The organism is Psychrosphaera sp. F3M07, from assembly GCF_018860345.1.
Taxonomy (GTDB): Bacteria; Pseudomonadota; Gammaproteobacteria; order Enterobacterales; family Alteromonadaceae; genus Psychrosphaera; species Psychrosphaera aquimarina.
On the sequence record NZ_JAHKPJ010000001.1, the window covers coordinates 28995 to 44178 of the forward strand.

14 protein-coding genes are annotated in these 15184 nt (G+C 38.0%); 7 read left to right on the forward strand and 7 right to left on the reverse strand.

The annotated features are described in order from the left end of the window. Positions 1-70: 70 nt before the first annotated feature. Together KO505_RS00140 and KO505_RS00145 are read right to left on the reverse strand one after the other, a co-directional pair. Positions 71-1330, reverse strand: a complete 1260-nt coding sequence (locus KO505_RS00140) for a metallophosphoesterase (RefSeq protein ID WP_216053439.1) — start codon at positions 1328-1330, stop codon at positions 71-73. Positions 1331-1430: 100 nt separating this feature from the next. Then, positions 1431-4226: a TonB-dependent receptor gene (locus KO505_RS00145; RefSeq protein ID WP_216053405.1), complete on the reverse strand. Its 2796-nt coding sequence runs from the start codon at positions 4224-4226 to the stop codon at positions 1431-1433. A 344-nt stretch (positions 4227-4570) separates the two neighbouring features. Between KO505_RS00145 and KO505_RS00150 the strand changes: the two genes are divergently transcribed. Both KO505_RS00150 and KO505_RS00155 read left to right on the forward strand, forming a co-directional pair. Continuing rightward, positions 4571-5497: a diguanylate cyclase domain-containing protein gene (locus tag KO505_RS00150; protein WP_216053406.1), complete on the forward strand. Its 927-nt coding sequence runs from the start codon at positions 4571-4573 to the stop codon at positions 5495-5497. Then, a complete protein-coding gene (locus KO505_RS00155) occupies positions 5497-6531 on the forward strand; it encodes an AraC family transcriptional regulator (protein WP_216053407.1) in 1035 nt (344 codons plus the stop codon). The genes KO505_RS00150 and KO505_RS00155 overlap by 1 nt, the downstream gene beginning before the upstream one ends. A 77-nt stretch (positions 6532-6608) precedes the next feature. On the opposite strand, the gene KO505_RS00160 is transcribed toward KO505_RS00155, so the two are convergent. Then, complete coding sequence (locus KO505_RS00160; RefSeq protein WP_216053408.1) at positions 6609-6857, reverse strand: DUF3297 family protein; 249 nt, start codon at positions 6855-6857, stop codon at positions 6609-6611. 107 nt (positions 6858-6964) lie between these two features. Further along, on the reverse strand, positions 6965-7378 hold the full coding sequence (locus KO505_RS00165; protein WP_216053409.1) for a MarR family winged helix-turn-helix transcriptional regulator: 414 nt from the start codon (positions 7376-7378) through the stop codon (positions 6965-6967). A 96-nt stretch (positions 7379-7474) separates the two neighbouring features. Here KO505_RS00165 and KO505_RS00170 point away from each other — a divergent pair, with 96 nt between their 5' ends. Genes KO505_RS00170 through KO505_RS00185 form a run of 4 tightly spaced genes read left to right on the forward strand, consistent with a single transcriptional unit; the run spans position 7475 to position 9481 of the window. After that, complete coding sequence (locus tag KO505_RS00170) at positions 7475-7933, forward strand: DUF2798 domain-containing protein (protein ID WP_216053410.1); 459 nt, start codon at positions 7475-7477, stop codon at positions 7931-7933. A 24-nt stretch (positions 7934-7957) separates the two neighbouring features. After that, on the forward strand, positions 7958-8683 hold the full coding sequence (locus tag KO505_RS00175) for a siderophore-interacting protein (RefSeq protein ID WP_216053411.1): 726 nt from the start codon (positions 7958-7960) through the stop codon (positions 8681-8683). A 28-nt stretch (positions 8684-8711) separates the two neighbouring features. Further along, on the forward strand, positions 8712-9176 hold the full coding sequence (locus KO505_RS00180; protein WP_216053412.1) for a DUF4405 domain-containing protein: 465 nt from the start codon (positions 8712-8714) through the stop codon (positions 9174-9176). A 2-nt stretch (positions 9177-9178) separates the two neighbouring features. Beyond that, the gene (locus tag KO505_RS00185) at positions 9179-9481 is read left to right on the forward strand and encodes a hypothetical protein (protein ID WP_216053413.1); all 303 of its coding nucleotides are present in this window, start codon (positions 9179-9181) and stop codon (positions 9479-9481) included. Here the strand turns inward: KO505_RS00185 and KO505_RS00190 are convergent, their stop codons facing one another. From KO505_RS00190 to KO505_RS00200, 3 genes are all read right to left on the reverse strand, one after another. After that, complete coding sequence (locus KO505_RS00190; RefSeq protein WP_216053414.1) at positions 9482-9760, reverse strand: hypothetical protein; 279 nt, start codon at positions 9758-9760, stop codon at positions 9482-9484. It abuts the gene before it with no gap. A 76-nt stretch (positions 9761-9836) separates the two neighbouring features. Next, a complete protein-coding gene (locus tag KO505_RS00195; RefSeq protein ID WP_216053415.1) occupies positions 9837-10241 on the reverse strand; it encodes a VOC family protein in 405 nt (134 codons plus the stop codon). 30 nt (positions 10242-10271) lie between these two features. Continuing rightward, complete coding sequence (locus tag KO505_RS00200; protein ID WP_252731570.1) at positions 10272-12218, reverse strand: choline BCCT transporter BetT; 1947 nt, start codon at positions 12216-12218, stop codon at positions 10272-10274. Positions 12219-12439: 221 nt separating this feature from the next. On the opposite strand from KO505_RS00200, the gene KO505_RS00205 reads away from it, so the two are divergent. Next, positions 12440-15106 (forward strand): TonB-dependent receptor, encoded by a 2667-nt coding sequence (locus KO505_RS00205; RefSeq protein ID WP_216053416.1) that lies wholly within the window; start codon positions 12440-12442, stop codon positions 15104-15106. The last annotated feature ends 78 nt before the right edge of the window (positions 15107-15184 follow it).

Consider the following 15184-nt stretch of genomic DNA (forward strand, 5'->3'; position numbering starts at 1 on the left):
CATATAATAAAAAGCCAGTGACGCTTATAACGTCGCTGGCTTAGTTCTACTAAAATTAAGGAGTTAACATCTATCTGCGATCGAAGCTAAACTTCACTTCTGGCACGAGTTCATTAGATAAATTTCTCGGTGTCGTGAAAAACTCAACGTCTAATTTATCAGCTTGATTATCTAAATTGATATGAGCAAATCCCCAAACAAAACTCTTAGACCATAATAAATCATACTCTGGGTAACGCTTTTCTTGTTGTTCTGCAAAAGGTGTATGTTTACCACGCATTTTAGACGCGGCTCCACTAATAATAAGCGGTAGTGGTGGACGCGTATTACCCGGTAAATAAACCGAACAATCATCGGTTAACAACTCTAAGTCATGTTCGTGCCCAGCAATATAAGCATCTGCATATTCACATAACATAGGCATTAGACGCTCACGCAATACATGTCCTTCACTGTATTTAGTACCACCAATTGACCATAAAATGTGATGCCCATAAACTATCTTCCATTTAGCGGTAGAGTTAGCCAACCCTTTTGTTAACCACTCAATTTGTACGATATCTTCACCATTTACTGGGTTTTCATGTGGCTCTGCCACTTCAAGTTCACCAATACCTTTAAGCTTTGCTTCCGCTAATTCCATTTCACTGCCATCTGGATTTAATGGAATTTCATAGATAGGTTTTGCCGATAACAACATATTGGTATCTAACACAAAAAACTCAACATCATTGCCCGGTTGGCCTATTTTGTATTGGTAATAACCTTTGGCATCTAAGTAAAAGTTTGGTTGTTCTGCCATCCAATTGGTTTGCAACTCAACACCTCGGCGTGAGCTTTTCCAATCATGGTTACCTAATGCTGAATACACCACTAGATCTGGGTTCTCAGCAAACAATGGTAATAAAGGTTTTAAGATCAAATCGTCCATGCGTTTTTGATCGTCTTTACCGTCTTTGGCATCCGCGCCATCTGGATAGACATTATCACCAAGCTGTAAGGCAAATTCACACTCGCGAGTCTGGCATAATTTAGCCATGGCAATTCCAACAGCGGACGCACCGGTCATTTCCGTGGCTATCTCTGTATTAGGGTAAATATAGATAGGCGCGTGATCAAATTCTTCAATCGGTCGATAGTCTTCTAACCAGTCTTCAATTTCTTTTTTTATAAATTGTTCTTTATTTCTTGGATTTTCAATGTGTTTTTTCTTTGGGTAATCGGGATGATAACCACCGTCACCAAAAGCTAAAAAAGAGATGTTATTGCTCTCAATTTGGGCCGCTGGTTGTTCAATTTTGTTATTACAAGCCGCTAATAAACAACTCATCACTAAACTGATACAAAATGCTTTATTTATTTTCATTGGTTTTATCCATGTTTATAACCAGCCTGAAAGCGCACTTTCAGGCTAGTTAGTTTGTAAAGTTCTAAAGAGAATTAATTGTGATGCCAAATTCAAACGTACGGCCGTATTGCTCATACTGATAATTATATTTAGCGACACCGTGGTATAAATACATAGGTTCGTCAGTCAGATTCGATGCATTAAAATAGACTTGCACTGAATCAGAGAAATGGTACTTACTGCTAAAATCTAACTGAGTGTGATCATCTTGAAATACACCTACATCGTTTTCATCAAACTGGTATACCTTGCTCTTATAACTTGCACTTAAGCGAGTACTAAAGCTGTTATTTTCAAAACCAATCATGATGTTGCCTATGGTATCTGATTGATTAGGTAAGCCGGCATCCGCATCTACAAACGTGCTATTCGCACCTAGCAACAATCCAGAATCAAAGGTTTTATTCCACGCTAACTCAACGCCAGTTAATGATGCTGCTCCACCATTAATTGGTTGGATAACCTCATCAAAACCATCCCATTGCCCATTGTCTTGTACTTCACTAAATACAATATAATTATCTATGTCTTTATAAAATATACCTGCCGACAAGACGCCGATATAACCAGGGTAATAATGTAGCGACAAATCCAAATTTTGTGACTCATAAGGGTCTAAATCTGGATTGCCCACTTCCGCCTTACGTTCGGTTTCTATCTCGCCATCGTCTTCAGTTACTTCCGTTTCAATTAACTGGAATGCAGCTGAATCTTCAAAGGTTGGACGCGCAATGGTTTGTGTATATGCAAAACGTGCAATTAACTTATCACTCGCGGCATACTTAACATTTAAGCTAGGTAAAAAGTAATTGTAGTCTTTAGCTACTTTCCAAGGGTCAATAGACACACTTTCATCATCATTTATTTCATCAACTAATAAAGCAACTTTGTTACCTTGGGTTTCAAACTCACTGCCTTCATAACGAAGTCCAGTTATAAACTGCCACTTATCAACATCTAAACTCACCATGGCATAAGCGGCTAATACATCTTCACTGCTGTTATAAGAGTTACCCAAGGTTTCAATGTCTGACTCCAATTGGTTAAAGTCGAAGTTACTCTTATTGGCATTTACAAACTGTTGAATCCCAGTACGTGATAACCCATCACCAAACTCACCTAAGCTGTAATCAACCAAGCCACTATTAAAGTCTTCTGCTGTGGCATCAATAAAATCACCATCATATATGCTTGCTGAAACACTATTTAGTTTTTCACGACTACGATATTTACCACCAAATTTAAATTCACCGCGGTTGTTATTCCAAATAAAGCTTTTAGTAATATCTAAACGAAAACTAACTTCTTCATCTTCTGCTAAGTTATTTTCATAAACCACTTCATCCATTTCATAATTGGCTAAATCATGGGCATTGGCCGATTGCGTTAATTGAGGGATTTGACCAGACGTTAAATAGCCTAAATCGAACTCTTCACCCGCAAAAACAACATCTAAACGAGTCGGCTCTTGTTCAGTTGATTTAGAATAGCCAACTTGATATTCAACAAACAAAGTATCTAGTTGATGTTCGCCACCAACAACCACAGAGGTAATTTTTTGCGTCTCAAATCTGTCTTTAGTATCACGCTCCATTTCTGCATCTTTATACATAGCCGAAGTATCTGAATGAGTGCTTAAGTCAATTGCGCCTTTATCAAACTTATAAACATTTCTAAGACGATATTCATCATCTGAAAACTCACTAAAAAAGCTGCGTAAATAAAAGCTATCTGTCACTGAAGTTCGTAGATCTAAATTAAGAGCGACACCTGTGCGTTCACGTTCAATTTGATATTGGCGTTGTTCTATCTCTTCCGTGCCAAAAACCTCAACGTCATCACCTGTTGCAGCATCTTCAACTTCCACGTCAATCCAGCCGCCACCAGTTTCCATATTTTCTGAACCAAACTCACGTTTAAGCCAAGAGAATGCACCAGCAACACCTAATTCATAACCGTTATTAAGAACAAAAACGTCTGAGTAACTGCCTGACAATTTAGGACTAGCCGCCTCTTCTAATTCATTATATGAACCTTGTGCGGTGACAGAATAAGACTGACCTTCGCGGTCAAAGGCGCTTAAGCTTTTAACTTCGATTGAACCACCAACTGCGTTAGCATCCATATCTGGTGTAACGGTTTTACTGACTTCAAGGCTTGAGATCAGTTCACTTGGAATAACATCCATAGCAACACTACGAACGCCCGCTTCTGGTGAAGGTACATTTAACCCATTAATCGTAACGTTGTTTAAGTTTGGGTCTATGCCACGTATTGCCACAAAACGGCCTTCGCCTTGGTCACGTTGAATTGAAAGGCCAGGTAAGCGTTGCAACGCTTCTGCTGCGTTTTGATCTGGTAATTGACCAATTGAATCTGCGCTGACTACTGATATTAATCGATTCGCATTTTTCTGACGGTTTAACGCACCAGCTTGTCCAGCGCGTTGTCCATATACGATTAAGTTTTCAACGCCTTTTTTATCTGAGCCAATTACATAGTTTTTAGTTAACTTATTTTCGTCCGACACTATCAAGGTTTTACGAACGTCTGGCACACCAACATAACTAATGATCAATGTATATTGACCTTTGGGTAACTTGCCAAAATGAAATGAACCATCACGTTTACTAATTGTAGTTAAGTTCAGTTCTTCAATCGTTATTTTTGCGCCTTCAAAATAAACACTGTTTTTTGCGTCGGTAATACGTCCCGACAAATCAGTGTTGGCTAGGGCTGCTGAAGAAGTCAACGCAATTGCGCTGATCAAAGCGGTATTTAAAATCGACAGTTTAAATATTCCGTTTTTATTTTTCATTTTTATTCTCGTTTTTATTCGAAGTTAAGTGCGTATTAATGTGAGTTGTTGTTAATCGCGGCTAACCTAAACAATGAAAGTGACAGAAATATTTCAGTCGATTTTGACGATGGAGAAACTAGCTATTTTTAACCAGTTTAAAACTAGTTCAAGGGCCAATTGAGCTGATTTGACCCTCATACAAGGTCGATGAATATCGACAAATAGGCTTAACATTCAACACATAAAAGTTAATCCCACGATTTGTTTTCATAAAACTGTCATTAGCGTGAGCTAATATGACCCTACTTTAAAAGAACGGTTTCACTATGATGCTGTAAAACCGTTAACTAAATATAAAGTTTATGAATTTATCCTTTTTAAAATTTCATCGTCATTTGTTTTTCATTTTACTGGTGGTTATCACGACTATCGTTGGTTTCACAGCACATATTGGTGAGCTAAAGCCGATTGTGGATTTAGATCTATTTGATGCAGCTGGTGAAGGTGGTATTACCTTAATGACCTTAGTATGGATATTTTTTATCTTGATAAGCCGTCCAGCTGGCAAAGTGACCACGCTGTTATTTATGGGGTTAACCTTAACTCATGTATCTATGTTGCTGGATTTCATAGATGAGTTTTATGTTTACCCTGACAACAATACTTGGATAACCACCATTGAATCTTTACCTGCGCCAGTAGGGATGGTGATCATGTCTTTTGCTTTGTATTTGTGGCACCAAGAGCAGATGACCATAAACACACAACTGCGCAATACCGAACGTTATTACCGAGACCATAGTTTAACGGACTATATAACCGGACTTTACAGCGCCAAATATATGAAAGATCAATTGCAGCGTGAGATATCGAATGCGGCTATTCACCAAGAATCGTTTTCTGTGATGTTAATCGACATTCGTAAATTTGATCGTTTTAATCGTGAATATGGCGATCAGCAAGGTGATATTTTATTAAGAGAAACCGCACAAGTTATTTTGATGAACTTAAGAGATGAAGATTTAGCCTGTCGATACGCCAGTGACCGATTTATCATTTTAATGCCAAATACCAGTATTCAAAATTCAGAAACATTAGCGGCTCAAATAGAACATTCTATTGCCAATTTGGCCTTTAAAGTCGGTAAGTCTACGAGCGCTAAATATCAACATGTCGCCAGTTGTGTGATGCAGTTTGATGGCAATGACGATTACTTAACTATTTTAGAAAAGTTAAATGATCGGATGTTGGCAACTAAACATCATTTAAACAGTAAAGATGTGGCCTAATGAAAACCTTTGAACGACAAGATGAAATTGTCCTTTGCAGACAGTTTGTTGTTGTTCTTGTTGATTTGGCGAAACAGAGTGGCGTGCATCCAGACAAAATTCTTAAAGGTACACGATGTTTCTATCAAGATTTAGAACAAGCTAACTTAACCATATCTACCGCAGAATACTTAACCATCATCGACAACACTCTACGCCTAACCAACCGTGATGATTTAAGTTTTATACTTGGTCGTAAATATTTTCCAAGCCAGCTAGGTCAATTATCCCAAGCGTTTTTAAACTGTAAAAACCTGCTTGAAATGTTGAAGTTATGTCAGTTATTTCAATTACAAATCTTTCCATTTTTATACATAGAAGTCGCAAAAACCGATAATAAAACCCATTTACTTTTCAACTCAGCAATTGGAGAAATATCCACTAGTCAGCAAACGTTTTTATATGAATTTGTATTATCGGCCATGATCGGTGCGATAAAATATCGTTTTGGTGAATTAATCCCAATGACGATTAAACTGCCTTACAAACAAGTTGATTATATTGAACAATATCATGTGCACATTGGTAATAAAGTGAGTTTTGATCAGCAATTGGCAATGCTGACCATTGAGGACAAATACTTAACACAAGCCTTACAAGACTGCAGTCAATCCCTTAAAAAGATTGCACTGCAAGATGCACGTATCATTAGAAAAGAAAAATATATGATTGGCTTTGTGCAAGCCGTCAGTCAATTTATCAGTACAAGATTGATAAACTATGATGTGAGTCTTGAACGTTGTGCTGTGTACTTTGCAATGAGTCCTGCAACGCTAAAAAGGAAATTAGCTCAACACAAAACCAGCTATCAGATATTATTGGATAAGATCCGCTGCCAACAAGCTATTTTTGCCATGATGGAACACCAATATAACAATGAATATATTGCGCATCGATTGCAATTTAATGATGTGACTAATTTTAGGCGAGCATTTAAACGCTGGACGGGAATGACACCATCGGCATTTAGAGCAAGTTCAGCAGTATTAAGTTGATGTTCTAAATATGAAGGTGACATGAAAGGAATAAGAGGATACGTTGCTGAGTGTAACGTATCCATTTACATTGGTAGTTAGTTATAAAAAGCTTCAACCGTGCCTTTAATCGTAAGTAAAAGTGGTTGGCCTCTACGGTCTAACGCTTTAGCTGATGGTACTTTTACCCAACCTTCACTGATGCAATATTCTTCAACATCATTACGCTCTTTGCCATTCACACGAATGCCAATGTTATGCTCAAATATTTCAGCCACATGGAATCGGCTACGTGGATTAACAGAAAGGCGATCCGGTAAAGTTGGTTTTGCGCTAGTGTCGTTCATATTGTTGATCTGAATAAAATAAAAGTGCGCCATTGTAGACAATATAAACCTAGCGCTCAAGATCTGTGATTCAGTTAACACATTAAGTGCTGATCAGCCTTATTTGATTATGCTAAATTATTTTTTAGTTTCTGTGTTACTTCTATAAAGGTGTCTATTTTTTCTGCTGAAATATCACCAACCATTTGACTAAACACCCGCTTTTCTATTGTTTTAAACATCTGCATTATCTCACGGCCCGTTGCAGACAAGACCAAAAATTGACTGCGTTTATCGTTTTCATTTTCCTCTTTTACGATTAACTCCTGACTGACTAACTCTTTAATTAAGCGGTTTATTTGAGCTTTATCGCGGCCCATAAAATCAGCTAACTTTTGGCCTGTACAACCTTCAATCATAGAAATAACTTTTAATGACTTAAAATGCATTGGAGATAAATCTAAGTCTAATAACTTTATTTCATGTTTAATATTATTGCGCACGGAATGCACTAAACTAAACAACGCTTCACTTAACTCCATAAAACCCTCTATACAAACTCACCATTAATTTAGTTGACAATATCAACCAAGTTAAATATAGTAGACCTTGTCAACTATATTTAATTGAGTTTTATTATGCAACCTAAAATTAAAAATCTACTTGTTATGCTTTTAGTCATGTTTACTTTGGTCGGCACTATAACGGCTATTATGACATTGGCCAACCTCACGTCATCACAAAGCTTTGTTAATGCTTGGATAAGTTCGTTTACTTTTGCTTTTTTAGTTTTATTGCCACTGGGTGGGGTTATATTCGCCACCATCAGCAAACTGATAAATCGTTTTTTGGTTTCTTGGTCAAATTTACAAAAAAACGTAACACAAGCAGTACTTATGGCTTTGGTTATGGAGTCTATTATGGCGCTCGTAACTATGTTCAATACCCATACTTACGAGTCGCTCTCTCAATACTCAAGTTTATTTTTTAACAGTTTACTTTACGCCCTTCCCGTTGGTCTTACTTTTTCGTGTTTAATGGTGTTAGTCATTAAACCCAAACTCGAAAAAGTGTTAACAAACCAATCCGCAATCTAATTTAATAATCAGGAGCAAGTTAGTATGGGTCCGACTATGCGTATGACAGAGGTTTTATCAGTTATTGATTTATCACCACATATGAGACGAATAATATTAACCGGAGACGCACTTGCCGATTTTCCAGAAGGAAAAGAAAGTGCTCATGTTAAAGCTATTTTTCCTAATCCTAATTCCGATAACAAAAAGCCTAAATTGGGGCTTTATTTAGGTTTCAAAAAATTCATGCGCTCATACACAATTAGAGCTTTTAATAAACAAAACCTAACATTGACTATCGACTTTGCCGTCAATGATCATCAAGGGTTAGCAAGTGACTGGGCATTAAACGCTAAACAAGGCGATTACTTAGGTATAGCAGGTCCAGGTGATCCTAAACACCCTGATTTATTGGCTGATAAACATTTATTTTTTGGTGATATCACGGCATTACCGGCCATCGCCACAACATTAGAAAAATTACCCGCCACGGCCGTTGGTCATGTTTATATTCAGGTTCCTGATGAACAAGATATCCAGCCTTTACTCAGCCCCAACTTAGTTGAAATTCATTGGCTTGTAACGGCGGATAAATTAACCGATGAGTTCTTAACTGGCCTAGTCTCGAGCGGGACTAATTTAATCGATACCGCAATATTTATAGCGGCAGAAGCCAGTGTGGTAAAACAGTTAAAAGATCACCTTAATACCCATTGCCAATATGATAAGTCTAAGCTCTATGCCAGTGCATATTGGAACAAAAAAAGATAATTTAAACGAACAGAACAAGGGTAAGTTCATGTCTAATTGGAAACAAAACCTTCACAAAACACGATATGTGATGGATGCCATTTTACTGATTAGTTTTATGTTGGTTTCTGCCCCTCAAGCGACAGGAATAGCAGTACACGAATGGGGGAGTTTGTTGTTTATCATCCCATTTTCAATTCATTTATTATTACACTGGGATTGGATAAAAAATAGTGCAAAACATTTAATATCAAATATTTCCGCCAGACAGCGATTTAATATAATTTGGGATTATGCAATTTACCTGATGATGTTATTAGCTTTTGTCAGTGGTTTCTTGATTTCTATATCTCTGTTTCCTGCGTTAAATATAGAAATAAATATTCAAGATTTTTGGTCAAAAGTACACCATGACTCTGCCACTCTGTTAATGCCCATGTTAGGCATTCACTTAGCACTCAATTGGAGTTGGATAGTTAAGCTATCGAAACGTATGAGCCAGAGAGGAGAATAGTTATGAAGTACTTACAATTTCGATGGAAACAACGTCTGCTCATTGTTTTGTTGGTTTCAATTACCATGAGTATTTTAATGATGGGTTTAGAGCTGACAGATTGGGCTGTAAATATAAACCAAACCGGTTATTCACATGGCGATAATGATACCAAACCCAATATTCCTCCTATCTTGATGTATGTATTGCCTTTTATTAAGGAAATCATCTTAATAGGTGTGCCTTTATTTTTAACGCTTATATGGATAAAAATAGTGAATATAATTAAACGTATGAGCAGTCATAATAAAACGAAACATGGGTAACTACTTGTTACCCCATATTTTTGCAACGGCGCGATCTGTGCCTAAAAAGCCAATAACAAAACATACTAAGCCAATAGCAAAAAACACAATAATTGGAATCGCAGCAGCACCTTGCATGGCATAAACCGCAGCAAAGGCAGAAAGACTTGAAAGAACTAAAAATAAAACACCCACCACCAATAATATGGTTCTATGGGATTTTTTATAACTGATTTCTTCTTCGCCAGATTCAAAATGGTTAAGAATTGGTGCAAATACTTTTCTCATTACGGCTTTCATATATTCTCTTATTGCTGACAACGTTTATTAAATTACAACACTTTATAATGACGGTTTATTGGCAAGAAATAAATAATTATCCCCCACAGTTTATTTTCCAAGGCACGGCAAATTGATCAACTAAGATACCGTAACATGAAGACCAGAATGTTTTTTGAGGTGGCATAAGTACTTCACCATTAACACTTAAATGAGCAAACACTTGTTTTACCTGTTCAGGCGTTTGAAGAGTTAACAAAAGGTAAAAGCCTTTGGGTTTATTGTAATGTTCAGGTCGAACATCCGCCCCCGCTATTTCTATTCCCGCTAACTTAATATTGCCATGGACTATTTTATCTTGCCAATTGTCAGGAACGGACGAAGAAGCCGGAGAGTCTTTATATGGCAGCAACATGCCAATGTTTGCATCTAAGTGTTGAGCATAATACTCAAATGCAGCTTGGCAGTTTCCATTAAAATCGATGTGAAACGATAGACTCAATTGTCCTTCCTTTTCAAGTTGTTACTTCTATTAACGTAACAAATGTAGAAAATGTAAATGTTTATGGTATTGATCAATTATATTATTGATCACTGCCGTTTTAGACCAGCCCATAATATCGTAATCTTGGCCACCTTCTTTTAAATGCACCTCAGCACGATAATAACTTTCATCATCATCCCCTTCAGTAACAAAGTCAGGTTGTGAATATTTTTGAGCAAGTACACGATAAACAAATTCTTGTTCTTCGCCATGATCGACCACTAAGTTGAGGCCTTCTTCATCTGAAACGTATACCGTAATATGATTTTTCTTTAACTCAGCAGCCACAGACTCAAATGCAGGTGCGACGGTCTGGCTAATAAATTTATTAACATTGGTTTTGTTAGGAAAATCGACAATGTTTTGCAGTCGAGTTTGCCAATTATCACTATTTTCGCTATGAGATTGCGGCAGAGCCATAATCAGTTGACTATCTTGCTTAAAGGCTTCAACCCGCAGAGCTTTTATTAAACCAATGATAGCTAACAATAAAACAACCGCAAAAGGTAAAGCACTGGCAATCGTCATAGTTTGCAGGGCATTCAATCCGCCTGCAATGAGTAATATTGCTGCCACCACACCAATGCCAACCGCCCAATAAACACGCTGCCACATTGGGGTTTCATTACTGCCATGCGAACACAACATATCAACAACCATCGCCCCTGAATCACAAGAGGTAACAAAAAATATCACGATCATTAATACGCTAAAAAAGGACAAAACAGTTGTAAAAGGAAAGTTTTCAAGGAAAACAAATAATGCAACAGAAGAGTCTTGGCTGACCATATCACCTAATCCGACAACCCCTTGGTTAAAAACAAGATCGATTGCACTATTACCAAAAATGGTCATCCATAATAACGTGAACACTGTGGGTATTAACATTACCCCTAAGATGAACTCTCTAATCGTACGGCCCCTAGAGATCCGTGCGATAAACAAACCAACAAACGGTGCCCAAGCAAGCCACCAGCCCCAATAGAATATAGTCCAACCGCCAATCCAATTGGTCTTTTTATAAGCAAATAAATTAAACGTGTTATGGATAATGTCAGATAGATAAACACCGATATTTTGTAAATAGGCTTTTAATAAAAAGACCGTAGGACCTAGTAAAAAAATTAACACTAATAAACAAACGGCTAAGATCATGTTTGCTTCAGATAAACGTCTTATGCCTTTATCTAAGCCGGCTGTGACTGACAACACCGCCAACGCAGTAATGCCACACATGATGATAATTTGATTAAATACAGACACTTCAATACCAAATAAATAACCAAAGCCGGCATTCACCTGCGAAGCACCTAATCCTAACGATGTGGCGACACCAAATACCGTGCTTACAACAGCAAACACATCAACTAAATGGCCTGGCCATTGATATATCCTTTCACCAATTAATGGATATAACGCCGAGCGTAACGTAAGAGGTAAATTATGACGGTAACTAAAATAAGCCAATACTAACGCGACCACAGCATAGATAGCCCAGGCATGTAGGCCCCAATGGAAAAAGGTCATTTTCATTGCTTCTTGTACCGCTTCAACGCTTCCTGATTCTGCCGTTGGTGGCGATAAATAATGCATTAAAGGTTCAGCAACGCCAAAAAACATTAAACCTATGCCCATGCCTGCTGCAAACAACATAGATAACCAAGTCATAATTGAATAATCTGGCGTGGCATGGTCGGGGCCTAAGCGTATGTCGCCATATCGTGACAACCCGAGGAAGATAACAAAAAAGAAAATAAAGGCGACAGTGAGAACATAAAACCAACTGCCATTTTCAACAATGCTTGATTGAATAAGGTTAAATAAGTTTTGTGCTTGTTTGGGAAGGAAAGCCGTATATAACAGCAGTGCAATGATCAAAGATGAAGCGCTAACAAACACTTTTTTATTTAGTTGACTCTTAACGGATGAAGACAAGTCATTCCCCTGAATTTAGTTCGTGTTGATAGTATATATAGTTAACGGATGCTGTAAACAACATAGTATTAATCAAACTATACATATACCTTACAACAAGACAAATATGTATCTTTTTGAATAAACACGTATTTATTGCTAAGCTAGCATTACTGTAATTATAGTTAGTACTCTAACGGTAATCCACAGAACAGCAACTAACACACCAAGGGATAATCAATATGAAACTCACTAAGCTGCATTGCGCTGTGCTTACAGCAATAGCCGCCTCTGGCTCACTCTATGCTGAGGAAGCCGAAAAGAAAGAAAACGCAAAGATTGAGGTTATAGAGGTTACCGCAACAAAACGATCTGCATCTATTCAAGAAGTCCCCGTAACCGTTACGGCATTAACAGGCGCTAGTTTAGAAAAGCTTGGTGTGGCAAATTTTGACGAATACGTAGAATTTTTACCTAATGTAGTTTTTCAGGGCACAGGTCCTGGTCAAAATGAAATATACATTCGTGGTGCGGCAACAACTCAAACAAATATTTCCGTTTCATCTGTACAAGCTTTGCAACCATCTGTTGCCTTTTATTTAGATGAACAACCAGTTTCTATGCAAGGACGTAACTTAGATGTTTACGCCACAGACGTGGAACGCGTAGAAGTTTTACCAGGTCCTCAAGGCACTCTATTTGGTGCAAGCTCTCAGTCTGGAACAGTACGTCTGATCACTAAAAAACCCAGCCACGATGGCTTTACAGCGGGTTTTGACACGAGTACGAGTTCCACTCTAGGTGGAGATTTAAGTAATTCTGTCCAAGCTTATTTTAATATGCCGGTATCTGACTCTGTTGCTATCCGAGTTGCCACTTACAACGATCATCAAGGTGGTTGGATAGATAATATTTTAAATGATCCAGGAAATGGTGGTTACATAGGTAGCGCAGAAGTGATCAGCCGAGTGTCTGGTGGTGCGTTAGCCAATCCATCAACCACGGCGATTACTAGTCCAAATAATGCTGAACTAGTAGAAGATAATTTTAATACTGCTAGTTATGCAGGTGCGCGTTTTGGTTTGTCTTATTTGATCAATGATGAATGGGAATTGTTAGTACAACATACTCAACAATCTCTTGATACCGAAGGTGTGTTTGCCTATGACCCTAATCTTGAAGGTGAAACATCAACCAACCGTTTCATGCCTGAAAACAATAATGATGATTTTGGATTAACTACTTGGACTTTAGAAGGTCGTCTTAATCAACTTGATGTTGTCTATACCGGTGGTTATCTTGCCCGCGATATAAGCTCAACCATTGATTATACCGGTTATACCAATGGCGGCGCGTTTTCTGCGTATTATGTTTGTAATTACGCTGGCGTGCCTGAAGCTGAACAATCTTGTGCCGATCCAACAAAATTTTATAAAGAAAATACTAACACTTCACGTATCACTCACGAATTACGTGCTAATACCTCGGCTGAAAATCGCTGGCGTGTAACAGCAGGTGTTTTTTATGACTCTCAAGAGTTAGCAACAGTTGGTCAATTTAACATAGCTAATACCACACTTGATGGTGCGTATGACTTTACTAACTTAGAACGGACATTAGTGGGTAGGGATGGCATCAATACTGACGGTGGCCCTTTCCCTTCAGAAATTAGCTTTATTAACGACATTACCCACGTCATAGATCAAATCGCTCTATTTGGTCAGTTTGAGTATGATCTTACCGATACGGTTACTGCTACATTTGGGGCTCGTTGGTATGAGATAGAAGACTCATTTAAAGGTTCGACATCAACGGTTGATGTAAGTGGCAGGCTACAAGCATTTGGTGATGGCAGCGATGCAGCTTTGACTGAATTCTTTGGCGCCGGTGAAGCCGCAGCCATTCAAGCGGCCATTGCCAGTGGCCAGTTAGATACAAGTTTATTGGATGATAATGGAACCTTAACGGTAAGCGATACCATTATTAAAGCGTCTTTGGACTGGAAAGTATCTAAAGAAATATTGTTATTCACTTCTTATTCAGAAGGTTTCAGACCACCGGTTACCAATCGTGTTGGTGGGGGTTTAGCGAAAAATCAAGCTGGCGCATTTGATGGTTTCCGCATACCTGTTTATTCAACAACGGACAGTTTAGATAATGTTGAAGTGGGCTTTAAGTCAACATTGTTAGACCAAAAACTACGTTTAAATGCAACGGCTTATTTTTCTAAGATCACAGATTTACAAACATCACGATTTGACCCAACCAATATCAGTTTCTTAGTATTTACTGATAATGTTGGTGATGCTGAAATAACAGGCGTTGATGGTGATTTTAGCTGGGTGGCAACAGAAGATTTAATTATCTCTGGTGCGTTCAGTGTGATTAGTAGTGAACTCACATCGGTTAATGATGAATTAATGGGGATTGCACCACCGGTTGGTAGCCAATTACCATACTCGGCTGAATTCTCTGGTAATTTACAAGCGCAATATTATTACCAACTGTCTGACGGCTTAACAGGTTTTGTAAATGGCTCTGTCAGTTACACTGGCGACAGACTTGGTAGCATGACAATGGATGCTTATGTCCTAGAAGATGCGACCCAGTTAGTTTATGGCACAGGTTCGGGTTTAAGCATTCAAAAAGAAGCCGATGTATACTCAGGTGTTAATTACCAAGATAGGAATGGTCAAACATTTGCTGGTGGACGTTACATACAAGACAGCTACTTCTTAGCTAATTTAAGTTTTGGTGTGACTAATGATGAGTGGAAAGCTGAGATATTCATTGATAATTTAACCAATGAAAGTGCAATATTGTATATTGATACTCAACAATTCACCCCTAAAGTCGTTTCAAATAGACCGCGTTCTATTGGCTTTAGATTTTCATACGATTTTTATTAAGTCGCTAATTAATAAGCTTAATCGCTATTAATTAAAGAAGCCGCTTGATGTTTGTATCAAGCGGCTTTTATATAAATG